Origin of the sequence: Loktanella fryxellensis (genome assembly GCF_900110065.1) — a bacterium.
Taxonomy (GTDB): Bacteria; Pseudomonadota; Alphaproteobacteria; order Rhodobacterales; family Rhodobacteraceae; genus Loktanella; species Loktanella fryxellensis.
This window is the reverse complement of record NZ_FOCI01000005.1, coordinates 116142-140117: the sequence shown is the minus strand read 5'-3', so window position 1 is coordinate 140117 and position 23976 is coordinate 116142. Positions and strand designations below refer to the sequence as shown.

The window sequence follows — 23976 nt, the reverse complement described above, 5'->3', positions numbered from 1 at the left end:
ATGACTAAGACACCATCCCACATCGACCGCAGCGGCACGCCGCTGGTCGAGATGCGCAACATCTCGATTTCCTTCGGCGGCATTCAGGCCGTCGATGACGTGACCATCGACCTGTACCCCGGCGAAGTCGTGGGCCTGCTGGGCCACAACGGCGCGGGCAAGTCGACGCTGATCAAGATCCTGTCGGGCGCCTATCAGGCCGACAGCGGCGAGATCTACGTCAACGGCGAGTTGGCCACGATCACCAACCCCCGCGACGCGCGCACCTACAACATCGAGACGATCTACCAGACGCTCGCACTCGCCGACAACCTCGACGCCGCCAGCAACCTGTTTCTGGGGCGCGAGCTGACGGGGCGCTTCGGCGTGGTCGACGATGCGCAGATGGAGGCGGAGTGCCGCACCATCATGCATCGCCTGAACCCCAACTTCAAAAAGTTCAGCGTGCCGGTATCTGCCCTGTCCGGCGGTCAGCGCCAGTCGGTCGCCATCGCGCGCGCCGTCTATTTCGACGCCCGCATCCTGATCATGGATGAGCCGACCGCGGCCCTTGGTCCGCAGGAAACCCAGATGGTCGCCGAGCTTGTGCAGGAGCTGAAGCGGCAGGGTCTGGGCATCTTCCTCATCTCCCACGACATCGCCGACGTCATGGAACTGTGCGACCGTGTTTCGGTGATGAAGAACGGCCAGCTCGTGGGGACAGAGAAGGTCGAGGACGTGACCGACGACGACATCCTCGGCATGATCATCCTCGGCAAGAAGCCGCAAAAGGCCGCCTGATGTATATCGGCCTCGATCTTGGCACGTCGGGCCTGAAGGGCATCGTCATCGACGACGCACAGGCCGTGGTGGCCGAAGCGGTGGCACCGCTGACCGTGCAGCGCCCCCATGACGGCTGGTCCGAACAAGACCCCGCCGCGTGGGTCGCTGCGGCAGAAGCCGTCATGGACAGCCTTGCCGGTCAGGTGGACATGGCGGCAGTGCGCGGCATCGGCCTGTCGGGCCACATGCACGGCGCCACGCTGCTCGATGCCGCCGATGCGGTGCTGCGGCCCTGCATCCTGTGGAACGACACCCGCTCCGCCCGCGAGGCGGCGGTGCTGGACGACAACCCTGACTTCCGCCGCCTGACCGGCAACATCGTGTTCCCCGGCTTCACCGCGCCCAAGGTCGCTTGGGTCCGCAACCACGAACCAGACCTGTTCGCGAAAATCGCCAAGGTGTTGCTGCCCAAGGATTACCTGCGCCTGTGGCTGACCGGTGAACACGTGGCCGAGATGTCGGACGCGGCCGGCACGAGCTGGCTCGACGTCGGCGCGCGCGACTGGTCCGACGACCTGCTGGCGGCCACGGGGCTGGACCGGGACGCGATGCCGCGACTGGTCGAAGGGTCCGACGTCTCCGGCAAGGTGCGCCCCGCATTGGCCAGCCGCTGGGGCATGGGCGACGTGGTGGTGGCGGGCGGCGGTGGCGACAATGCCGCCAGCGCCGTGGGCACGGGGATCGTGACACCGGGGCAGGCCTTCGTGTCGCTCGGCACGTCCGGCGTGCTCTTTGCCGCGACCGACAGCTATCAGCCGGACGCAGCCAGTGCCGTGCACACGTTCTGCCATGCGCTGCCCGGCACGTGGCACCAGATGGGCGTGATCCTGTCGGCGGCGGATGCGCTGAACTGGTGGGCCGGTATGGCGGGACAGGATGCAGGCGCGCTGACGGCGGACCTCGGGTCCTTGCGCGCGCCGTCGCGGACGCTGTTCCTGCCCTATCTGGGCGGCGAACGGACGCCGCACAACGATGCCGCCGTGCGTGCGCAGTTCCTGCATCTGGACCACGCCACCGACCGCAGCGCGATGACCCGCGCGGTGCTGGAAGGGGTGACCCACGCGATCCGCGACAGCTTTGACGCGCTGACCGGCACCGGCACCCGGATCGAGCGTCTGATCGGCGTCGGTGGTGGGACGAAGTCCGACTATTGGGTGCAGGCCATCGCCACGGCATTGGACCTACCCGTCGACCTGCCCGTGGCAGGCGACTTCGGCGGCGCCTTTGGCGCGGCACGTCTGGGCCTGATGGCCGCGACGGGCGCGGGGGCAGAGGTCTGCGGCACGCCGCAGATCGCCCGGACGGTAGAGCCCGTCGCGGCGCTGGTCGACGATTTCGCCGCCGCGCACGGGCGGTATCGCGCGGCGTATCAGGCGATCAGGACTCTTGCCTAGGCCGCAGCCGTAGAGGGGGGCGCTGCCCCCGTCCGCAAGCGCACCCCCCCGGGATATTTCTGACCAGAAGAAGCCCGCGGCGGGGGCAGGCATGACCGTTCCGAACGGGGTCGTGATCGTGCCTGTCGTGAGCAGTCACGGGTGCCGGTGTCAGGTGAAGACGCAGGAGGCGGCGCCGCACCTGTCCGCAGGGCGCACGCCACCGGGATACGTCCGACCAGACGACGTGCCGAGGGTGCCGCCGCCGTCAGGCGGCGCCGCTGAAGCTGCCGTAGCGGCCTGCGTGGAACACCAGCGGGTCGCCGCCCGTGTGGTGGGCGCGGGTCACGCGGCCCACGACGATGACGTGATCGCCGGCGTCGTGGGTCGCCTCGAGGTTGCACTCGAATGTGGCGAGCGCGCCTTCGATGATCGGCATGCCGCAATGTGAGAGGTGCATCGGCACCTTCGAGATGGCGGTCTTGGACGCGATGATCGCGGCGCAGACATCGCGCTGGCTCGCCGACAGCACATGCACGGCGAACCGGCGGGCCTGTGCGAAATGCTCGAAGCGGCGGCTGGATTTGGCGGGCGACCACAGCACCAGCGGCGGGTCCAGCGACACGCTGGCAAAGCTGTTGGCGACGATGGCGACGGGCCCTTCGGGGCTGTCTGTCGTCACGACCGTGACACCCGTGACGAAGGTGCCCAACGCGCCGCGAAAGCTGTCGGAATCTGCGGCGGGGTCGAAGGATTGGATGGTGCCGGCGTCCATTCAGGGAACCTCTTGTCCAAGGGCGGTGGTGTAGAGCGTGTACCAGTCCGTCCGGGTCATGTTGACCTTGAACGCGTCCGACAGGGTCGCGATGCGCGCAAGTGTGTTGGTGCCCATCACGGGCAGGATGCGTGCAGGATGCGCCAGCAACCACGCAACCGCAATGGCCGCCGTGTCGACGCCCTGTGCGTCCGCCATGTTCTGCATCGCGGCGTGCAGGTCCGCCGCCCCCGCGCCGTCCATCAGACGACCGCCGCCCAGCGGCGACCACGCCATGACAGGGATGCGATGCTGCTGCAGATGCGCCAGATCGCCGTTCGTCAGCGGGTCGAGGTGCGCCAGCGACACCTCGATCTGGTTGGTGGCGAGCGGGGTCCGCATCGCGGATTGCAGCAGCGCCCAGTCCCACGGGCGGAAGTTCGACACGCCGACGCTGCGCACCTTTCCGTCCGCCACCAGATCGTCCAGCGCGCGGCCCGTCTCGTCCGCGTCCATCAGCGGATCGGGGCGGTGGATCAGCAGCATGTCGATCGTCTCGACGCCCATCAGCCGCAGCGACGCATCGACCGATGCCATAATATGCGCGCGGCTGGTGTCGTAATGCTTTACCGCGGCCCCCGCATGGCGGCCTGCGTCCACCACGATGTCGCATTTCGTCACGACCTCGATCGCGTCGCGCAGGTGCGGGGCCTGCCGCAGGGCGTCGCCCATGATCTCCTCGGCCATATACCCGCCATAGATGTCGGCCTGATCCATGGTGGTGATGCCCTGCGCCAGACACGCCTCGATCTTGGCCTGCACGTGGGCGGGGCTGGTGTCGGGATCGTCGGCCAACCGCCACAACCCGTAGACAATGCGGCTGAAGCTGACGTCGGAGGTCATCGCAATGCGGGGGATCATCGGCGGGGTCCTGCGGCAAGGGGGGTCTGCGGGGGGGCGGGGGGCACGCGGCCATAGGCCACGGGCAGCGAACAGGTGGTCAGGTGCGGCATGACGCGGGTGCCGAAATGAACGACCTCCTCCAGATGCGGATAGCCCGAGAAGATGAAGGACCGGATACCCATCTTTTGGTAGTCCTTGATCTTGGTCAGGATCTGGTCGGTGGATCCGACGAGGGCCGCGCCGCAGCCCGACCGTGCGCGCCCGATGCCGGTCCACAACCCGGGTTCGGTATAGCCGAACTGATCGGCCAGTGCGCGTGCCCGCGCCTGATGCGCCACGCCGAGGCTGATGCTGTCATGCGCGCGGTCGCGGATCATGCGCCCATATTCGTCGTCCAGTTTGCTGGCGATGTAATCCGCATACTCCCGCGCCTCGGCTTCCGTGTCGCGCACGATCATGTGCACGCGCAACCCGTAGTCGAGCGTACGGCCATGTGCCGCCGCACGGGCATGCACGTCGCGCATCCGCTGCGCCAGCACGTCGCGGGTTTCGGGCCACATGAGGTAGACGTCGCACTGTGCTCCGCATAGTTCCAGCGCGTCGGGGCTGTAGCCGCCGAAGTAGAGCAGCGGCCCGCCGGTCTGGTACGGCTTCGCCGGGTCGGTGGGGACGCCCTTGAAGTCATAGACCTCGCCCGCGAAGTCGATGGTGTCGCGGGTCCACGCCTGCCGCAGGATCTGCACCACCTCGTGACTGCGGCGGTAGCGATAGGCGCTGTCGGCAACCTCGCCCGGAAAGTCGGAGGAGATGACGTTCAGCGTCAGCCGCCCCTGCAACATGTGGTCCAGCGTGGCGATGGTGCGGGCCAGCATGATGGGCTGCATCTCTCCGCACCTGATGGCGGCGAGGAAGTTGATGCGGCTGGTCAGCGGCGCCATGGCGGCGACGTAGGACAGCGTGTCCTGCCCCACCTGATAGGACGAGGGGGCGAGCAGGTTGCGGAATCCCTGACGCTCCGCCTCCAGCCCGATGTCGCGGCAGTGCGCCCAACTGGACCGCAGGTCGCCGTCAGGCACGCCGAGGAACTGGTAGTCGTCCGAACACAGGGCGGCGAACCACGACACCTCTGCCGCGTCCAGATCGGGGCTGGTGATGGGAACGATGGTGTCGGTCATGGCGGCTCTCCGCTGTGGTTGTCCCTTGCGTAGCACGCGGTTTGCCATGTAACAATCCTGTATCAATCTGGATGCTTCCCCCGTGCACGCCTCAGCCCCGCTTCCCAAGTATCTGGCCGTCAGCGAACGCCTGATCCGCGACATCGCGGCGGGCCATCTGGCCGACGGCGCCCGCCTGCCGGGTGAGCGGGACATGGCCCGCGATCTGGGTCTGTCGGTCGGCACCCTGCGCAAGGCACTGGCCGTGCTGGAGGAGGCCGGCCTGCTGGACCGGGTGCAGGGGTCCGGTAATTACGTACGGCACCGGGCCGGTGTCGCGTCGGTCTATGGTCTGTTCCGGTTGGAGAAACCGGGCGGCGGCGGCTTGCCCACGGCGACGGTGCTGGACGTGGGGCGACACGCCAAGCCTGCCGACGCGCCCCGCTTCGGCGCTGCCCCCGACGGCTGGCGCATCCGCCGCCTGCGGCATCTTGACGACGTGCCCGTCGCGGTCGAGGAGATCTGGCTCGACGGCGACCGGGCGGAGAGCCTGACCATGCGGGATTTGTCGGATTCGCTCTATCGCGTCTATCGCGAGCGGTTCGATCTGGTGATCGCGGCGGTCGAGGATCGTCTGGGCCTGCGCGCCGTGCCCGCATGGGCACCGGCGGAGTTCGTGCCGCCTGCGGGGCAGAAGGCTGCACATATCACGCGCCTGTCGCGCGACACGGACGGGCAGGCGGCAGAGTTTTCGCGCACATGGTTCGATCACGACCGGGCGCGCTATGTCAGCCGGATGGGCAAGGGGTAAGCGCGTGACAGAGTTGCGATATGGCCTGATCGGCTGCGGGATGATGGCGCAGGAGCATGTCCGCAACATCGCCCTTCTGCCCGATGTGCGGGTCGCTGTGGTGTTCGACCTGGTGGCCGATCTGGCGCAGGCGGCGGCGGATCTGGCGGGGGGGGCGCGGATCGCGGCCAGCCTCGCGGATCTGCTGACACAGCCCGGTCTGGACGCGCTCATCATCGCCAGCCCGAACGACTGCCACCTGCCGCAACTGCGCCAGATCGTCGAAACGCGGCCCCTGCCGATCCTGTGCGAAAAGCCGCTGTTCACCGATTCCGCCGACATGAACGCGGTGCAGACGCTGTTCGCGGACTACCCGCATCCTGTCTGGGTGGCGATGGAATACCGCTACATGCCGCCCGTCGCGGCCCTGATCGCGCAGGCGGCGGCGGTGACGGGCGGCATCCGCATGCTCACGATCCGCGAACACCGCTTTCCGTTTCTGGACAAGGTCGGCAGCTGGAACCGCACCAACGCCCGCACCGGCGGCACGCTGGTGGAAAAGTGCTGTCATTTCTTCGACCTGATGCGGTTGATTCTGCAATCCGAACCCGTCCGCGTCATGGCGAGTGCGGCGCAGGACGTGAACCACAAGGACGAGGCGCAGGCGTCTGACGTGTGGGACAACGCCTATGTCATTGTCGATTTCGCCAGCGGCGCGCGGGCGATGCTGGAGTTGTGCATGTTCGCCGAAGGATCGCGCTTTCAGGAGGAGATCAGCGCGGTGGGCCCGCTTGCGCGGATCGAGGCGCAGGTGCCCGGTCCGGGGCGGTTCTGGCCAGCCGCCCTCGGCCCCGCGCCGGTGCCGCTGGTGACGGTCAGCCCGCGCGATCCCAAGGGGCCCTATACGATGGAACTGCCGGTCGATCCGGCGCTGCTGGACGCGGGCGATCACAACGGATCGACGTTCTACCAGCACCAGCGCTTTGCCGCCGCCGTCCGGGGCGCAGCACCGGTCGAGGTGACGGTGGCGGACGGCGCCAAGGCGGTAGCCATGGGGCTGGCCGCGCAGGAGTCCGCCCGCACGGGGCAGGCAGTCACGCTGCGGTTCTAGCTCTCGGGTTGCGCCTTCTTCCAGTCGCGGGCGATCTTGTTCGCCAGCGACCATTTGTGCACCTCGGTCGGGCCGTCGTAGATGCGGAAGGCGCGGATTTCGCGGAACACCTTTTCCACGATGGTGTCTGCCGTCACCCCCTGGCCGCCCATCACCTGCACGCAATTGTCGGCGATGCGCATCAGCGCCTCCGACACCGCGACCTTGGTCATCGAGGATTCGGTGGTGCCGTAGGCGCCGGTATCCAGCACGTCGGCGCACCAGTAGGTCATCAATTCGGCCTGTTTCAGATCGATGCGGTTCTGCGCCAGCATGAAACCGACGCCCTCGTGTTCGATCAGCGGCTTGCCGAAGGCGTGGCGGCGGTTGGTGTAGTCCACGGCGATTTCTTGTGCCCGCACGCAGGCCCCCAGCCAGCGCATGCAATGCGACAGCCGGGCCGGGGCGAGGCGCACCTGGGCGTAGCGGAACCCTTCGCCGGCGGCCCCCAACATCTGGTCGGCGGGCAGGCGCAGGTCCTCGATCGCGATCTCCGCGTGACCACCGGGCATGGAGCCGTCGATGGTGTCGAGGATGCGGACCACGCGGATCGCCGGATGAGGCAGATCGACAAGGAACATGCAGGCCCCCTCGGCAGCCTTCGCCATGACGATGCCGACCTTCGCCCCCACGACGCCGGTGATGTAGGTCTTGCGCCCGTTGATGACCCAGTGGTTGCCGTCGGGCACGCAGGTGGTCTGCATCATCGATGGATCAGACCCCGCGCCGCCGTCGGGTTCCGTCATGAAGAAGGCAGACCGCGCCTCTCCCGTCATCAGGGGTGCCAGAAACCGCGCCTTCAGGTCGTCAGAGGCGACCTTGCCCAGCAGGAACATGTTGCCCTCGTCGGGTGCCGCGGTGTTCAGCGCGACGGGACCCAGCGGCGACAGGCCCGAGCGGATCAGCACCGCCGCCGTTTCGCGCTGGGTCAGGTGCGCGCCACCCTCCGGGATGTGCGGCGTCATCAGACCGGCGGCGCGGGCCAAGGCGCGCAACTCCTTCACCAGCGCGTCGTCCACGCCGTGCGGGCCCTGACGGGCGTCCTTCTCATACGGGATCACCGTGTCGCGCACGAAGACCTCGACCCGGTCGGCCAGTGCCAATGCGCGGTCGCTGATTCCGCGGCGTTCCAGACCCGCGCTCATTTCGGCGCCATGCGGATGGCCCCGTCGAGGCGGATGACCTCGCCGTTCAGCATCGGGTTGTCGATGATCGCAAGCACCATTTTCGCATACTCCGAAGGGTGGCCGAGGCGCGGGGGAAAGGGCACCTGTCTGCCCAGACTGTCCTGTGCCTCCTGTGGCAGGCTTTCCAGCAGCGGCGTCAGGAACAGGCCCGGCGCGATGGTCATGACGCGGATGCGCGCACGCGCGAGTTCGCGGGCGGCGGGCAGGGTGAGGGCGACGATGGCGCCCTTGCTGGCCGCATAGGCCGCCTGACCGATCTGCCCGTCATAGGCCGCGACCGAGGCCGTGTTGATGATGACGCCACACTCCTCGCCCACCGGGTCGAGGGCCTGCATGGCGCTTGCGGCCTGTGACAGCACGTTGAACGTGCCCGCGAGGTTCACGTTCACGACGGCCATGAAATCCGCCAGCGGCAGGGGTGCGCCGTCGCGGTTCACGATGCGTGCGGGCGGGCCGATGCCGGCGCAGTTCACCACGATGCGGGCCGCGCCGTGCAAGGCGGCGGCGTCATGCAACGCCCGTTTCACCTGATCGGGGTCGGTCACGTCCGTGGCGTGAAAGCTGCCCTGCACCGCGCTGGCCATGGCCTCTCCCTTCGCCGCATCCCGGTCAAGGATCGCGACCCGTGCCCCGGCCTGCGCCAAGGCACGCACCGTCGCGGCCCCCAGTCCCGATGCGCCGCCCGTGACGACGGCGGATTGTCCGGCGATGTCCATGATCTGTCCCCCCTGGGCCAGAGTGTGGCACCGGCGGGCGGCCGAGGTCCAGAGTGCTGAGCGCATGACGCGGGGTGAGGGGACGGCGGATGCAGGCGGGCGGTGGATGCTGGGCCGGTGGTGTCCCGGGGGGCTAGCCCCCCGACCCCCGGGATATTTTCGACCAGAAGAACGGGGGACCATGACGGTCGCGTCGCGATGGGCGGGCGGGGGCGTGACGACAGGGTTGCGTAGGCCTAGCGGGTCGGATCGTCGTTCCCGGCGTCGTCCGCAGCAGCGGTGACATAGCCCTGTGCCAAATCGTGGGCCACGGCGGCGGGATCGCGCAGGGCGGGGTCGCCGTAGCCGCCGCCGCCGGGAAAGGCGAGCATGACGCGGGCGCCGGGGGGGATCGCCTGACGGCCCTTGCCGCGCAGGGGTGTGCCATCGTCGAGCGCCACGGTGGTGGCCGCACCGGGTGCGCCGCCGTGGCGGCCACGGGCGGGGTGGTCGACCCGGTCGAACATGGCGGAGAAGTGAGCCTCATAGCCGGGACGCGTCCCCACCTCCATCACCTGTCCCAGACCGCCACGGAACTGGCCGGCGCCGCCCGAATCGGGCCGCAATTCCTTGCGCCAGATGATGACGGGGCCTGCATGTTCCGTCGCCTCCACCGGCATGGTCATCACGCCGGACGGGAACGCGGTGGCTGACAATCCGTCCAGCGTCGGCCGTGCACCGGCCCCGCCGGAGTTGAAGGTCAGTACCTCGGCCCGTCGGGCCCCCGGCGGGGCGTCGGGGCCGGGGCGCAGCGAGAGCTGGAAGTTGCACAGCGCCCCCGCCCCTTCGGCGGGGACGGTGCCGGGCAAGAGTTGGTCGAGGGCCGCGAAGACGGTGTCGGGGACAAGGTGACCGATCACGTGCCGCAGGGCGACCGGGGCGGGATGGACGGCGTTCACGATGCTGCCTTCGGGCGCGGTGATGCGGAAGGGCGCAAGGCTTGCCGCATTGTTGGGAATGTCGGGGGCGATGGCGCATTTCAACGCGTAGCAGGCATAGGCGCGGGTATAGACTAGCGGCACGTTGATCCCCTTGGGATCGCAGCCGCTGGTGCCGGTCCAGTCGCAGGTGACGTGATCGCCGTGCAGGCCCACCGTGCAGCACAGATCGACAGGCGCGCTGTAGCCGTCGATGCGCATGGACCCCGTGGCGGTGCCCTGCGGCAGCGCGGCGATCCGGGCGCGGGTGGCGGTGTCGGACTGGGTCAGGATGTAGTCGGCGATGTCCGCAAGGTCGGCCAGCGCGAATTCGTCCAGCATCGCGTCCAGCCGGCGCTGCCCGATGGCGTTGCAGTTGGCCAGCGCGAACAGGTCGCCGATCAGCTGGTCCGGCTGGCGCACGTTGGCGCGGATCAGGCGGATCAGGGTCTGGTCCACACCCTCTGCCGCCGCAAACCGCATGATCGGCAGTTGCAAGCCTTCCTCGAAGATCGAGTTGCCGTCGGCCCCGAAGCCGCGCCCGCCGATGTCCACCACATGCGCCGTGCAGCCGAAGAACCCGGTGAGAACGCCCGCGCGGAAGGTGGGTGTGACCACCGTGATGTCGTGCAGGTGGCCCGTTCCCTTCCACGGATCGTTCGTCAGATAGACGTCGCCGTCCCGCATCGTATCCACGCCGATGTCGGCGATGAAATGCGGCACCGCATCGGCCATGGCGTTCACGTGCCCCGGCGTGCCGGTGACCGCCTGCGCCAGCATCCTGCCTTTCGCGTCATAGACGCCAGCCGAGAGATCGCCCGCCTCGCGCACGGAGGGCGAGAAGGCGGTGCGGATCAGGGCCTGCGCCTGCTCCTCGACAACGGAGATGAGGCGGGTCCACATGACCTGCAACTGAACGGGGCGCAGGGTCATGACGGCTCCTTGAGGCTCAGAGCGATGCAGCCATCGGCCAGCATCGTGGCGGTGCGGCTGGCAGGGACGACGACGGTGGTCTCGTCCTCGGTGATCAGTGCGGGGCCCGGCAGGGGTGCGCCGGGTGGCAGGGCGGCGCGGGGCTGCACACGGGCGGTGTCCCACGCGCCACTGGCGGCATCGAACAGGGCGCGCGTGGCCCCGTCACCGGCGGGCAAGACGCCCGCGGGCGTGGCCGGTACCGGGGTCACGGGCGGCACGGGGGTGCGAGCATCGACGGACCAGACGGTGATTTCGGGTGCCAACCCCTGCACCGTGCGCCCGAACAGCGCGGTGTAGGCGTCCGCAAACAGCGTCTGCAACGTGTCCGCGTCTGGGGCGTCGGCGAACCCGTCGGGCAGCGTCACGGGGATGTCCCAGCCCTGACCGGGATAGCGCATGAAGACCCGGGCCACGGCGGAAATCGGCGCTGTCGCATCGCAGGACCGGACGAAGGTTTCCGCCTCCTCCCGCAAGGCGGCGAAGATCGCCGTCACGCCGGCAGGGTCGAAATCGCCCAGCGGCATGAAGTGGCTGCGCACGGCCTCGAAGCTGAAAGGCGCGCGCAGAAAGCCGATGGCGGACCCCACGCCCGCACCGGGCGGGATGAGGCAAGCCGCAATGCCGAGCTTCTCGCACAGCCGTGCCGCATGCAGGGGGGCCGCACCGCCGAAGGCGATCATCGTGTAGGTGGACAGATCCTCGCCATTCTCGACCGCATGGACGCGGGCGGCATTGGCCATGGTTTCGTCCACCACCTCCGACACGCCCCAGGCGGCGGTGGTGGCGTCCATGGTCAGCACGTCGCCGACATGCGCCATCAGCGCGGTCTGTGCCGCGCCGGGGTCGAGCGGGATCGTCCCACCGGCGAAGGCCACGGGGTCGAGACGGCCCAGCGTCAGGTCGGCGTCGGTCACGGCGGGGCGGGTGCCGCCACGCCCGTAGGCGGCGGGGCCTGGTTCTGACCCGGCACTTTCCGGCCCGACGCGGATCTGGTTGAGCGCGTCCACGTGCGCCAGCGATCCGCCACCCGCGCCGATTTCCACCATGTCGATGACGGGGATGGAAATGGGCATGCCGGAGCCCTTCTTGAAACGGTAGGAGCGGGCGACCTCGAACACACGCGCGGTTTTCGGTGTGGCATCGCGGATCAGGCAGATCTTGGCGGTGGTGCCGCCCATGTCGAACGACAGCACGCGGTTCAACCCATGGCGCGCGGCGATGTCGGCGGCAAAGACCGCACCGCCCGCTGGCCCCGATTCCACCAGCCGCACCGGATAGGCGGCGGCGGTGGCGATATCCATGATCCCGCCGCCCGAATGCATCAGAAAGACCGGGCAGGCCGCCCCTTCCGCCGCCAGCCGGTCGCCAAGGCGACCGAGGTAGCTGGCGATCAGCGGCTGGATGTAGGCATTGGCGATGGTGGTGTTGAAGCGCTCGTATTCGCGCATCTGGGGGCTGACGTCCGACGACAGGGACACCATCACGCCGGGCAGCGCGCGGGCCAGCACGTCGCGGATCAGGCGTTCATGCGCGGGGTTGGCATAGGCATGCAGCAGGCCCACCGCGATGGACTGATAGCCGTGGGGGCGGATCTCGTCGCACAGGGCGGTGATGGCGGCGGGGTCGAGGGGGATCAGCACGCCGCCGTCCGCATCCATCCGTTCCGCGATCACATGGCGCTGGGCGCGGGGCAGCAGCGGCAGGGGCAGCGTCAGGTTCAGGTCGTATTGCTCGAACCGGGATTCCTGACGCATCTCGACCACGTCGCGGAACCCCTGCGTGGTGATGAGGCCCGTATGCGCACCGCGCCGTTCGATCAGCGCGTTGGTCGCCAGCGTGGTGCCGTGGATGATCTGACCGATCCGGCCGGGTGCGATCCCCGCCAGCGCGCAGACCCGGTGCAGGCCGGTGACGATGGCCTCCTCGGGCGCGGCATAGGTGGTCAGCACCTTGGTCGAATGGCGGACACCGTGCACCTCGAGCACCACGTCGGTGAAGGTGCCGCCGATGTCGGCGCCCAGCCGGATCATTGGGTCGGTCATGCGGTGTCCCCTTGAAGGTTGGCGGGACGCTAGCAAGGCGGGGGAGGAAGGTGAACCTCGATTGTGGGGTGGCGTGAGAACGGGGGGCCAGCCCCCCGTGCCCCCCGGGATATTTTCGACCAGAAGAAGGAGGGGCGTGGTGGGACAGGTTGCGTCTGGACCGGTTGAGGCAGGCCCGTGGCGCCGTCAGGGTGCAATGTCTTGGGGAACGCTGTGGAAAGGTAGGCGGTGCGGCGGTGACGGCAGAGGATCGGTTCGGGCATTGCGGCTGGGACGGGGTCCGCGCGGTGCGGATGGGGCTGGCGCATCGGCGTGCGGGACAGATGACACGTGTACGCTGGGCATGCAGGGCAACGGCCCTGCGGACGTGCAATGACGGACGGCAGGCCCCTGACCAGGGGGCTGCCGTCGTCTGGTTCAGCGCGAGAGTTGGCGGGCGATCTCTTCCGCCAGTTGCACGACGGCGGTGCCTTGCGCCGCGACGGCACCGGGCACGTCGGCGGTGGGCATCGGGATCGTGTAGGCGAAGGTCCGCGAGCGGTCGGCGAAGTCGATGCCGTCGCCGCCGATGTAGTATTGTCCCGCCAGACGGAAGGTGCCGGTCACGGCACTGCCCAGCATCTCTGACACGCGCACGTCGACGGACACGTCCGGGATGCCCGCAAAGGGCCATGGGTCCGGTCCCACGGTCGCGTCGAGGATGCCGTCCAGCGATTGCGTCAGCGACAGGGTCACGGCGCGGCTGGGATCGTCGGCTGAGAGTAGCTTGCCGTCCGACGTGATGACGCCGGGTTCGGTCTCCAGCGCGATCTCCTCGGCCGAGGCGTAGGTCGGCAGCGACACGCTGCGCACCATGACCGAACTGACGGACGCGTTCACCTGCAGCGTCGAGGCGACGACCGGCACGTCGAGCCGCGTCAGCGTGTTGCCGCAGGCGGCGGCAATGGCCAGTGCGGCGAGGGCGAGGGTGGGTTTCAGCATCTGATTAACGTCCCGTGATCAGAGAGTTGGGATTGCGCTGGATCGCCTGCGCCAGATTGCTGACCGCATCGGCCGCCGCCTGGATGTCGCGCAGGGTCGAGAGGGTTTCGGAATTGAAGCGCGAGCGTTCGCCATAGCTTTCCAGCACGGTGCCCGTCGAGGCCACCAATGCGCCGGTCTGCGCCGACAGGGCGGGCAGGGTACGGGCTGCCTCCTCGATCGCCTGGGCGGCGGTATTGGCGGATTGCAGGGCCGCATTCACGTTGTTCACGGCGCCACCTTCGCGGATTTCGTTCAGGAACAACTGCACCTCGTCCAGGGCGGACGACAGCGACGCGGGCAGGGCCTGCGCGCTGGGCGTGCCGATCAGCGCGTCGATGTTGCCGAGCGTGGTTTCCGCCGCCGCCGACAGCCCCTGCAGATCCATGCCCGCCGCATTGGCCGACAGGGTGTCGAGCTGCGCGGTGATGGCGGGCAGCTGTTGGGACGCCTCGTCGATGGTGCGCGCGGCGTTGGCTGCTGCGGTGATCGCCTGCGTCAGCTGTTCGCTGACACCCTGCGAGGTCAGATCCGACAGGATCGTGTTGGCGCTGTTGGCCACGTTGCGCAATTCGCCGGGCAGGGCCTGCACGTCGCCGCTGGCGATCAGACCGCGCGCTTCGTCCAGCAGCTGGTTCAAGAACACCGGCACCTCGGCGATGTCGGGATTGGCCGCGACCGCCGCGATGGCGTCGAGGGCGGCCGTCGCCTCGGTCAGCAGCGCGTCCAGTTGCAGGGCGTTGACCTTGTTCAGCAGCTCCTGTGCCGAGGCCGAGATTTCGGACAGGTTCTGCGTGCCCTCCTCTACGTTGGCAACGGTGCGGGTAACGCTGCCGACCACGTCGGCACTGCCGATCTGGTCCATGACGCCGTTCACCTGACCGAGGATCGTCGCGGCCTGCGCCACGACGGCGGCGATGTCGTCCGGGACGGACTGGATCCCTTCAGACCCGATCAGGCCGCGCGCATCGGCCAGAAGGCCCGCGACCTGTTCCGGCGTCTGCATCACGCCGTCGGACCGGACCAGCGCGTTGGCGCTGTCCATCAGGTCGATGGCGGATGTCATGATCTCTTCGATGGGCAGGTTGTTGATGCGGTTGATCACGCCCTGCGCCTGATCGGCCACGTCGGTGATGTTGGACACCGTGGTCGGGATCACCGGATAGGGCTGTGCCGCCAGATCGAGCACAGCTTCCGGCGCGTCGGCGACTTCGACCAGTTCGACGACGAGCGAGCCCGACAGGATGTTGCCCGACACCAACCGCGCCCGCAGGCCCTGGCCCACGAACTCGGCCAGCAGCTCCAGCGCCTCGTCCGGCGTCGCCTCCGCCCCCAGGCCCAGACGGTCCGGCTCGATCGCGAGCACGGTGCGCAGTTCGACGCGCGTCCCTTCCGGGTCATCGACGACGACGGCGCCCAGATCGGCGACCTGACCGACGCGCAGGCCCTGAAAGCGGACTTCGGCGCCGATCGACAGGCCGGTGATGGACCCGTCGAACAGGACGGCCACGTTCAGTTTGGGCCGTCCGGCATTGTTGAACAGGCTGGAGCGGGCGGATTCCTCGTCGGTGAACAGGTCGAACACCTGACCGTTGGTGATCGGATCGCCACCCGACACCACCGTGTCGAAGGCGATGCCGCCTTCCAGCAGGGACGCCAGCGAGCCCACGTTCAGCGACACGCCAGCGGCCCCCAGCGACACGCTGAAGCCTGCGGTATCCCAGAACCGGGTGGAGGAGGTGATGATCGCGTCATAGGGGGCTGCCACGAACGCATCGACCAGCACGGTCAGTCCGTCGTCCTGCAACACCGGCGCGCCCAGCGTGCCGACTTCGATCCCCTGATGCAGCACCGGCGCACCGGCCGACAGTGCGCTGCCGTCATCGGTGCGCAGCGTGATCATGGTGCCGGTCTGCCCGGCCGAGGCGAGCGGCGCAGTGGTGCGGGCGGTGAACTGCACCTGCGCCTCGCCCGCGTCGCGGTCCCAGTCGCCGGCGATATAGACGCCCGACAGCACCGTATCGAGGCCGCTGACGCCGCGCAGGCCGACCTCCGGGCGCACCACCCAGAAGGTCGCGTCCTGATCGAGGAACGGGGCCACGTTGCGGTCGACGCGGGCATAGACCAGCACCTCCTGCAGGTCCGGTCCGAACTCCACCCGCTCCACGGCGCCGATGGTCACGTCGCGGTAGCGGATCTCGGTCTGACCTGCGGTGACGCCGGAGGCGTTCTCGAACCGGATCTCGACCTCGACCCCGCGGTCCGAGAACGACTGCCACGCGACGCCCACGGACACGAACAACGCCAGGATCGGCACCAGCCAGACAAAGGAGATGCGGCGCCAGATGCTGGGCTTGGACTGCCGCACGTCGAGGCGCGAGACACCGCCGGGAGCATCGTCGGTCGGGGTAACATCGTCACTCATGAAACAGTCCTGTCAGCGTCCCAGATCAAACGGGGGTCGAACGCCAGTGCCGAAAGCATCGTGAAGACGACCGACAGGGCGAAACTCAGCGCGGCGACACCCGGATTGATCGCCGCAATCCCGTTCAGTTGAACCAGCGCCGACAGAATTGCAACGACGAACACGTCGATCATCGACCACCGGCCGATGAATTCCACTATATCATAAAGCCGGTGCCGCTGGTGCTGCCGCAGCCTGTGACCGCGCTGAACACCCCACGCCAGATAGGCGATGGCGATGAACTTGCCCACGGGAATGACGACGGATGCGACGAACACGATGGCGGCGATGCCGTAGTTTCCGTAATGCAAAAGTTCGATCACGCCACCGACGATCGTGCTCTCCGACCGCTCCAGCAGCGTGCGGGTGAGGAGCATGGGATAGAGGTTGGCCGGAATGAAGGCGATCATGCCAGCGATCAGCCAGGCCCACACCTTTTGCAGGCTGCGGGTGTCGCGGCTTTGCAGCGGGCCGTGGCACCGTTTGCACTTCACCGCGTCGCCCGCATGCACCTGTCCGCAGCGCGTGCAGGCGATCAGACCGGCTTCGCGGGCGGTGGTGAGGGTCGTCAGGCCGTGGTGCCCGTGTCCAGTGCTTTCCAAATCGCAAACCTGTTCATGATCTGATCGTTAAAGATGGTGATGAGGACGAGGGCCACGAACGCCCAGAAGGCGGGGCCCACGGTGACGTCCGCCATCCCGGCGACCTTGACCAGCGCCACAGTGACGCCGACCATGAAGATCTCGGCCATGGCCCAGGGACGCAACTGGTCCGTCAGGGCAAAGGCCACGCGGGCAGAGGGTGTCGGCGGGACGCCGCGCACCAGGGGTGCCAGCGCATGCAGCAGCGCCAGCAGGCGCACGAGGGGCAGCACTACGATGAACAGTGCCACCGCGATGGCCAGCGGGATCGCCTTGCCGGAACCGAACACCAGGATCGCGTGGATCACGGATGTGCCGTTGTGCTGACCCTGCAGGCTGAGGTCGAGGAACGGAAAGCTGACCGCAGCCACCATCAGCACGACCGCCGCACTGGCAAGGCTGACCAGCCAGACCACGGCGCGCGACTCTGCCGTCAACAGCAACGCGCCGCACCTGCGGCAGTAGGCCCGCGCCCCGTCCGGCAGATCGTCTTCCATGTGCAGGGTGTCGCAATGGGGGCAGGCGATCATGTCGTCGAGAGGGGGCAGGGTCGCCGGGTCGATGTGCATGGGATGGACCGGTCTTGACTTTGCGTGGGGCAGCATACGTGCTGCGGTATCGGGTTCTGGCATCCTAGACGCAACACGCACCGATGGCCACGCCCGCTTTCAGAGGATCCGATGACGACATATCCCTTCGACGCGCCCGATCAACCCGATCTGCCCATTGCCGGATCGCAACACCGTTACCCGGTGCTGCGGATCTTCTGCATCGGGCGCAACTATGCCGCGCATGCCGCCGAGATGGGCAACGCCGTCGACACGGTCGCGCCGTTCTTCTTTACCAAATCCGCGCATGCCCTGCTGCAGTCGGGCGATGTCATGGCCTATCCGCAGGGCACGCAGGACCTGCATCACGAAATCGAACTGGTCGTGGCGATCGGCGCATCGGTCGGGCTGGAAAACCCGCCCGCGGACGAGGTCGAGATCTTTGGCTATGCGGTCGGCCTCGACATGACGCGGCGCGATCTGCAGGCCGCGGCCAAGGACGGGCGCAAACCGTGGGATGCGGCCAAGGATTTCGAGCAGTCGGCGATCATCGGCCCGATCACGCCCGCCATCGACTGTCTGCTGGACGCGGCACGCATCCGGCTGGACGTGAATGGCGCTGTGCGGCAGGACGCGCCGCTGGCCGACATGATCCACGACGTGACCCGCATCGTGGCGCATCTGTCGGGATTGTATCACCTGCGCGCCGGTGACCTGATCATGACCGGCACTCCGGCCGGGGTCGCTGCCGTTGTGCGCGGCGACGTGCTGACGGGCAGCATCGACGGGCTGGAGACGGTGACGACGACAATCGGTTGAGCTGCCGTGTCAGCGCCACACGACCGTGCCCGCAGAGCGCGGGCACGGTCGTGTGGTGAGGCGGCGTGTCAGCGGTCAGGCATCTGGCGCGCGATCAGGTCTGCGACATGCGCCTTCAAGCGCACGGGGTGGTTGACCAGCGGCACGTCCTTGCAGGTCGTGGTGGCGATCGCACTGGCGTCGGCAAAGTCGTAGCTGTAATCCACGAGATCCGGCACGAAGGTGCCGGCCGGATGGTCCCAGATCGTCGCTTGCGTCGGGCATGCTAGCAGCTGACCCGGATCGTGCGTGCGATGACGCGGGTGTCTGGCTGCGATCCTGCCGCAACGGCGGGCAGGGCGGTCGTGCCAAGCCCCGCGGCGCAGAGCGCCTCGCACATCTTCATCGGGTTCATTCCGAAAACCCTTCAATGCTGGCAAGCTGAAAATCGCATGGCACGGCTGCTGGCCTTTGCCGTCACATGGTGTGCCAGACGTTAACAGGCCCGCCATGCGTCTGTCATGCAATTCCCGTGGCCTGCGATCCGGCCTGCGGCGTCGGATATCCGGTCCCTCGGACCGCCCGTCCGGGCGGCGTTCATGGCAGCGTGATGTCGCAGGGCAGCGCCCGTGCGATCACGCGTTCCGCATTGGGAATGTCGTTGCCTTCGGCCCTGCGGGTGGCGGCGGTGCGCGAATGGTTCAGCGTCAGCCAGCGCTGGATCAGCCGCGCGCGCAGTTCCGGCAGGCCGACCTCGACCCGGACCGACAGGTGCCAGAGGCTTGCCAGATCGCGCCACGGCGATTCGTCGAACATCAGGTAGTTGCCTTCGACGATCACGACGGGGCAGGTGGCTGGCACGACGATGGCGCCCGCCACGGACATGTCGCGGGTCCGGTCGAACGTGGGAGCGATCACCTCGGCAGGTTCGGTCAGGCGCCGGATCAGATGCACGAAACCGCAGGCGTCGAACGTCTCTGGCGCACCCTTGCGCGGGCGCAGACCGCGGGCGTCCAGCACGGCGTTGTCCAGATGGAAACCGTCCATCGGCACGATCATGGCCGGCACCCGCTGACCGGTCAGGCGGCGGGCGACCTCGGCGGCCAACGTCGACTTGCCGCTCGCGGGTGCCCCCGCGATCCCCACGATGACGCGGTCCCGCGTCTCGCACAGGGTGTGGATGCGGTCGGCGACCAGATTGACCTGTGCGGTGATGTTCTGCATCGCGGTGTCGTCCTGTGGTTGCCTGTCCGCGTTGCCCGCGGTTGGTTGCCAGACTATCGGCAGGCCGGTCGCGTGACGAGGGGTGCGTCCGCACCTGCGCCATTTACGCGACACATCGGGCTGCGATGACACACCCGCTGGGCAGCGGGGGTCTGGTGCCATACTACGGACCAATGACCGACAGCATCCAGCCCGGCGTGGGCAGCCCGCCAGCCGCACCGCCTTCAACCGGCGACGACCTTCAGGCCGCGCCGCAGGCCAGCCCTCTGCGCCGGTTCGGTGCGCTGCTGATGGCCGTCTGGACCATCGCGATGGAACGGCACGTCAGCCTGATCGCCGCAGGCGTGGCCTTCTTTGGCATGTTCGCGCTGTTTCCGGCCATGGCCGCGATCATCGCCGTCTTCGGCCTGCTGGCTGATCCCGTGGTGGTCGTCCAGCAGCTGGAGCTGATGGAGGAGATCATCCCGACCGAGACCTATCTGCTGATCGTCGAGCAGACGGGCCGCCTGCTGGCCGCGCAGACCGGCACGCTGGGATTCGCATCCGGCGTGTCGCTGATCCTGGCGCTGTGGGCGGCGCGGGCCGGTGTGGCGGGCCTGATGGAGGGGTTGAACGCCATCGCGAACCGCCCCGCGCGCAACGGGTTCAAGGACATCCTCGTGGCCTTCGTGCTGACGCTGACGCTGGTCGGTCTTGCGATCATGGCCATGGCGGCGGTCGTGATCGCGCCGATCGTCATGCGCTTTGCCCACATCAGCCCCGATACCGCGTGGCTGCTCGAGGTGATCCGCTGGCTGGTCGCGCTGTTCGTCCTTTATGCGGCGCTGTCGCTGCTGTACCGCTTCGGTCCCAATCAGAAGGACGCGCGCCTGCAATGGATCACCGTGGGGGCCGCCACCGCTGTGGTCCTGTGGATTGTCGCATCGGCCACACTGTCATTTTATCTGGGCAATTTCGGGAACTACAACGAGGTCTACGGATCCATCGGTGCGGTGATCGGCATGTTGCTGTGGCTGTATCTGACGGCTTATCTTGTTCTGCTGGGCGCTGCGCTGAACCTGCTGGTGCACGGCAATATCGACGGTCAACACTGACCCTGCCTGATGAGGCAAATGTGTCACCATTACGTCGCGGATCTGACCGGTCGCGCCCTAAATGGTCTGGCGCAACGCCGGACGCCACGCTATCCTGACCGCAATCAAAATGGACGTGTCCCTTGATGGGCACGCGGAATGAGGCGGAGTAGTGTTATGTCGGCGATTCAATTCGTCGTCCGCAATGATGCGGGCGGACTGCAGCGTGGTGAAGTTCTGGGATCGGGATCGGCGGCGAACATCGTCCTCGGTCAGGGTCAGGACGTCTCGCTGAACCTCGAGCGGAACATGATCCTGTCCTATGCCCGTCAGGGTCAGGCCCTGCGGGTCATGCTTGTCGACGGCAGCACCGTCACCATCGAGGGGTTCTTCAGCCCCGAGGGCGTAGCGCAGAACCAGTTGTTCCTGTCCTCCGGCGGTCAGCTGGCGGAAGTCAAGCTCAGCGCCGGCGACGGCAACCTGATGCTGGCGCAATACGTCAACAGCGACAGCTTCGGCAAATGGTCGCCCGATGATGCCCTGTATTTCACCGAAGTCGCGGCGCTGCCGGTGGACGACGGCGGCCCGCAGGCCACGATGATGGCGGCCCCGCTGCTTGGCGGTCTGGGCGGCCTCGGCGGTCTGGGTGCGGCGGGTGCGGCGGCCCTTGGCGGTGCCATGCTGATCGGTGGATCCGGCGACGGCGGTGACGACGGCGAGGACGATGGCGACGGCGCCACCGACCCGACAGATCCCACGGACCCGACCGGTCCCACGGACCCGACAGATCCGACTGACCCCACGGATCCGACCGACCCGACTGACCCAACCGATCCTACGGATCCGACGGATCCCACCGACCCGGTCGATCCGGTCACACCGCCACCCGTCGTGCAGATCACGACCGGCACGCGGACCGACGGCACGGTCGTGAACCAGCAGGACTATGACAGCGGCACCGTCATCATCGGCGGCACCGGCACGCCCGGTGCCACTGGCACGGTCACCGTCGGCACCGTCGTGACCAACGTCGCCATCGGCCAGAACGGCAACTGGACCATCTCGATCCCGTCGACGCAGTTGACCACCGGCGACTACAACCTGCCGGTCCGCGTCGAGGTCAGCAACGGCGGCGGCACCGCGACGGATACCGACATCCTCGACGTGGATACGGTCGTGCGCGTCACGTTCAGCGCGGACGAGGTCGAAACCGACGGCACCGTGAATTTCGTCGAAGAACGTGACGGCGTGGTGCTGGAAGGCACCGTCGACGCCGGCGCGACCGTCGTGGTCAGCCTCTACGGACAAAGCTACAACGCCACCGTCACGGGCACGAACTGGACGCTGAATGTGCCTGCCGGCGTGATCCGTCAGGGCGACTTCGGGTCGTTCGTGCAAATCGGCGTCACGGCGACCGACGAGCATGGCAACACCAAGACGGTGTCCGACAGGCTGGAGATCGACACGATCACCGATGTGCGGATCGTCAACGTGGTGACGACGGCCGTCGTCAGCGACGACACGCTGAACGCCACAGAGCGCGAGCAGGGCACCACCGTCGTCGGCACCGCCGAGGCAGGCGCCAGCGTCGTCGTGACCATCGGCACGCAAGCCACCGGCTTCTCGACCAAGACGGTGACGGCCAACGCACAGGGCCAATGGACGGTGACCTATACGTCCGCCGAAGTGGCGGCAGGCACCTACACCTCGACCGTGACGGCCGTGGCCACCGACAAGGCCGGCAACACCGACACCGACACCAAGACGGTCAAGATCGACACCGAAACAACTGTGACCATCGACAGCGTCGACACCCGTGCGGATGTCGCCGACGACATCCTGAACGGCGACGAGCGGCTGATGGGGACCACGGTCGTCGGCACCGCCGAGGCGTTCGCCCGCGTCGTCGTGACCATCGGCACCGAAGCCACGGGGTTCTCCTCGCGTACGGTGCAGGCCAACGCTCAGGGCCAGTGGACGGTCACGTATTCCTCGACCGAAGTCGCCGGTGGGACCTACACCTCGACGGTGACCGCCGTGGCCACCGACCGTGCGGGCAACAGCAAGGTCGCCGTGCCCCTGAACTTCAAGATCGACACCGAGATCGACGTGACGCTCGACACGCGCAACGTCGATGGCCCCGATGGCGTCGTGAACTTCGAAGAGCGCAAGGACGGCATCGTGCTGGTCGGCGTGACCGAGCCGGGTGCGACCGTCACCGTGACCTTCGACAACTTCACCCACACGGAAGTGGCCGGCACCGACGGCAAGTGGTCGTCGTTCTATGCCGCCAGCAAGATCCCTGCGGGCAATGTCGAGGGCTTCGTGGGCGTGCTGGTCAGCGCCACGGACGCGGCAGGCAACACCGATACGACCACCGGCAGGGTCAACCTCGACACCTGGGTCAACAGGCTCAGCATCAACGCGATCGAAGGCGACAACCTGATCACCAAGGCAGAGGCCGCCGATGGCGTCACGCTGACCGGTGAAGTGGAAGCCGGGTCCAAGGTGTTCGTGACCTTCGAAGGCGTGCGCCGCGAGGCGACGGTCGTGAACGGTCGCTGGTCGGTCGCCTACACCGCCGCCGAAATCCGCCTGATCGAGATGTCGAACGCCGTGGTGACCGTCGATGCCACCGACGCGGCAGGCAACGTCCGCACGGAAACGGGGACCTACCGGATCGACACGATCGCACCGACGGACCCCGATGTCATCGCCATCACGACCCAGAACGCGGGTGGCACCGGTGGTGCCGGTGTGGTGACGGTGCAGGTGGCGAACGCCGGCAACGAGTTCGACATCCACACCATCAGGGGTGCTTCAAAGACGCTGGTGGCCGACGAGAACGACGACAACACGGTGTCGAACAAGCCGGGGCAGGTGTACATCGACGTGGACGCCAACGGTCCGGTGTCCGATGGCAGCCATCTGGTCATCACCGCCAAGGACGCGGCGGGGAACACCAACTCCGTGTTGCTGGTGCTGGACGAGACAGGGACCGATGTCGTCAACGTCAACGCATCGGCGCTGAACGGCTTCAATATCGGGTCGATCGACCTGTCCCTGTCGGACAAGTCGCAACTGACGCTGGACAAGGCGACCATCGACAGGCTGTCGGCCAACGACAACGTGCTGGTCGTGCACGGTGCGATCGATGACATCGTGCGGGTCAATGGCTCCATGACCTTCGTGGAAAAGGATACGTTCGGCGGACAGACCTACGACGTCTACTCCCTCGGCGGCGACACGGTTCTCAAGATCGACGAGGACATCAAGCTGAACCCGATGGTCTGACGACGCGATCCAGGGGGGTGGGCAACGACCTGCCCCCCTTGCCCCATCAGGCGGGGGGCATGCCACCACAAAAAAAATCCGGGGCGGAGCGC

21 protein-coding genes are annotated in these 23976 nt (G+C 67.6%); 7 read left to right on the top strand and 14 right to left on the bottom strand.

Annotated elements, in window-relative coordinates; translation table 11 throughout:
* Both BMX16_RS05845 and xylB read left to right on the top strand, forming a co-directional pair.
* Positions 1–780, top strand: coding sequence for an ATP-binding cassette domain-containing protein (locus BMX16_RS05845; RefSeq protein WP_089900261.1), 780 nt, complete (start codon positions 1–3; stop codon positions 778–780).
* Positions 780–2216 carry a xylulokinase gene (gene xylB / locus BMX16_RS05840; protein WP_089900134.1) on the top strand — a complete coding sequence of 479 codons (1437 nt, stop codon included), beginning with the start codon at positions 780–782 and terminating at the stop codon, positions 2214–2216. Before BMX16_RS05845 ends, xylB begins: the two co-directional genes overlap by 1 nt.
* Before the next feature lie 247 nt (positions 2217–2463).
* Here the strand turns inward: xylB and BMX16_RS05835 are convergent, their stop codons facing one another.
* From BMX16_RS05835 to BMX16_RS05825, 3 genes are read right to left on the bottom strand one after another with little or no spacing between them, the layout of a single operon-like run.
* The gene (locus BMX16_RS05835; protein ID WP_089900131.1) at positions 2464–2970 is read right to left on the bottom strand and encodes a flavin reductase family protein; all 507 of its coding nucleotides are present in this window, start codon (positions 2968–2970) and stop codon (positions 2464–2466) included.
* Positions 2971–3870: an aldo/keto reductase gene (locus BMX16_RS05830; RefSeq protein WP_425434007.1), complete on the bottom strand. Its 900-nt coding sequence runs from the start codon at positions 3868–3870 to the stop codon at positions 2971–2973.
* On the bottom strand, positions 3867–5027 hold the full coding sequence (locus BMX16_RS05825; RefSeq protein ID WP_089900128.1) for an LLM class flavin-dependent oxidoreductase: 1161 nt from the start codon (positions 5025–5027) through the stop codon (positions 3867–3869). The genes BMX16_RS05830 and BMX16_RS05825 overlap by 4 nt, the downstream gene beginning before the upstream one ends.
* An 82-nt stretch (positions 5028–5109) precedes the next feature.
* On the opposite strand from BMX16_RS05825, the gene BMX16_RS05820 reads away from it, so the two are divergent.
* Together BMX16_RS05820 and BMX16_RS05815 are read left to right on the top strand one after the other, a co-directional pair.
* Positions 5110–5817: a GntR family transcriptional regulator gene (locus BMX16_RS05820; protein WP_089900125.1), complete on the top strand. Its 708-nt coding sequence runs from the start codon at positions 5110–5112 to the stop codon at positions 5815–5817.
* A gap of 4 nt (positions 5818–5821) precedes the next feature.
* The gene (locus tag BMX16_RS05815; protein WP_245731362.1) at positions 5822–6907 is read left to right on the top strand and encodes a Gfo/Idh/MocA family protein; all 1086 of its coding nucleotides are present in this window, start codon (positions 5822–5824) and stop codon (positions 6905–6907) included.
* Here BMX16_RS05815 and BMX16_RS05810 read toward each other — a convergent pair.
* The 8 genes from BMX16_RS05810 to BMX16_RS05775 all read right to left on the bottom strand — a co-directional run bounded on the left by BMX16_RS05810 (position 6904) and on the right by BMX16_RS05775 (position 17516).
* Positions 6904–8091 (bottom strand): acyl-CoA dehydrogenase family protein, encoded by a 1188-nt coding sequence (locus BMX16_RS05810; protein ID WP_089900118.1) that lies wholly within the window; start codon positions 8089–8091, stop codon positions 6904–6906. The two genes, BMX16_RS05815 and BMX16_RS05810, sit on opposite strands and share 4 nt — an antisense overlap.
* Positions 8088–8849 (bottom strand): SDR family NAD(P)-dependent oxidoreductase, encoded by a 762-nt coding sequence (locus BMX16_RS05805; protein WP_089900116.1) that lies wholly within the window; start codon positions 8847–8849, stop codon positions 8088–8090. Before BMX16_RS05805 ends, BMX16_RS05810 begins: the two co-directional genes overlap by 4 nt.
* A 236-nt stretch (positions 8850–9085) precedes the next feature.
* Positions 9086–10738 (bottom strand): hydantoinase B/oxoprolinase family protein, encoded by a 1653-nt coding sequence (locus BMX16_RS05800; protein ID WP_089900113.1) that lies wholly within the window; start codon positions 10736–10738, stop codon positions 9086–9088.
* A complete protein-coding gene (locus BMX16_RS05795; RefSeq protein ID WP_089900110.1) occupies positions 10735–12822 on the bottom strand; it encodes a hydantoinase/oxoprolinase family protein in 2088 nt (695 codons plus the stop codon). Before BMX16_RS05795 ends, BMX16_RS05800 begins: the two co-directional genes overlap by 4 nt.
* Positions 12823–13239: 417 nt before the next feature.
* Positions 13240–13803, bottom strand: coding sequence for a PqiC family protein (locus BMX16_RS05790; RefSeq protein WP_089900107.1), 564 nt, complete (start codon positions 13801–13803; stop codon positions 13240–13242).
* A 4-nt stretch (positions 13804–13807) separates the two neighbouring features.
* Positions 13808–16267, bottom strand: a complete 2460-nt coding sequence (locus BMX16_RS05785) for a PqiB family protein (RefSeq protein ID WP_089900104.1) — start codon at positions 16265–16267, stop codon at positions 13808–13810.
* Entirely contained in the window at positions 16264–16908 is a 645-nt protein-coding gene (locus tag BMX16_RS05780; protein WP_245731360.1) for a paraquat-inducible protein A, read from the bottom strand. The genes BMX16_RS05785 and BMX16_RS05780 overlap by 4 nt, the downstream gene beginning before the upstream one ends.
* Complete coding sequence (locus BMX16_RS05775) at positions 16875–17516, bottom strand: paraquat-inducible protein A (RefSeq protein ID WP_089900101.1); 642 nt, start codon at positions 17514–17516, stop codon at positions 16875–16877. The genes BMX16_RS05780 and BMX16_RS05775 overlap by 34 nt, the downstream gene beginning before the upstream one ends.
* Before the next feature lie 111 nt (positions 17517–17627).
* Here BMX16_RS05775 and BMX16_RS05770 point away from each other — a divergent pair, with 111 nt between their 5' ends.
* Entirely contained in the window at positions 17628–18314 is a 687-nt protein-coding gene (locus BMX16_RS05770) for a fumarylacetoacetate hydrolase family protein (RefSeq protein ID WP_089900098.1), read from the top strand.
* Positions 18315–18382: 68 nt separating this feature from the next.
* Here the strand turns inward: BMX16_RS05770 and BMX16_RS17580 are convergent, their stop codons facing one another.
* From BMX16_RS17580 to BMX16_RS05765, 3 genes are all read right to left on the bottom strand, one after another.
* Entirely contained in the window at positions 18383–18532 is a 150-nt protein-coding gene (locus BMX16_RS17580) for a hypothetical protein (RefSeq protein ID WP_177174578.1), read from the bottom strand.
* A 47-nt stretch (positions 18533–18579) separates the two neighbouring features.
* On the bottom strand, positions 18580–18708 hold the full coding sequence (locus tag BMX16_RS18185; protein ID WP_281242591.1) for a hypothetical protein: 129 nt from the start codon (positions 18706–18708) through the stop codon (positions 18580–18582).
* Between the two features lie 182 nt (positions 18709–18890).
* Positions 18891–19517 (bottom strand): nucleoside/nucleotide kinase family protein, encoded by a 627-nt coding sequence (locus BMX16_RS05765; RefSeq protein WP_089900095.1) that lies wholly within the window; start codon positions 19515–19517, stop codon positions 18891–18893.
* A gap of 125 nt (positions 19518–19642) precedes the next feature.
* Here BMX16_RS05765 and BMX16_RS05760 point away from each other — a divergent pair, with 125 nt between their 5' ends.
* Positions 19643–20611, top strand: coding sequence for a YihY/virulence factor BrkB family protein (locus tag BMX16_RS05760; protein WP_245731358.1), 969 nt, complete (start codon positions 19643–19645; stop codon positions 20609–20611).
* Between the two features lie 156 nt (positions 20612–20767).
* Positions 20768–23884, top strand: a complete 3117-nt coding sequence (locus BMX16_RS05755) for an Ig-like domain-containing protein (RefSeq protein WP_089900094.1) — start codon at positions 20768–20770, stop codon at positions 23882–23884.
* Positions 23885–23976: the final 92 nt, after the last annotated feature.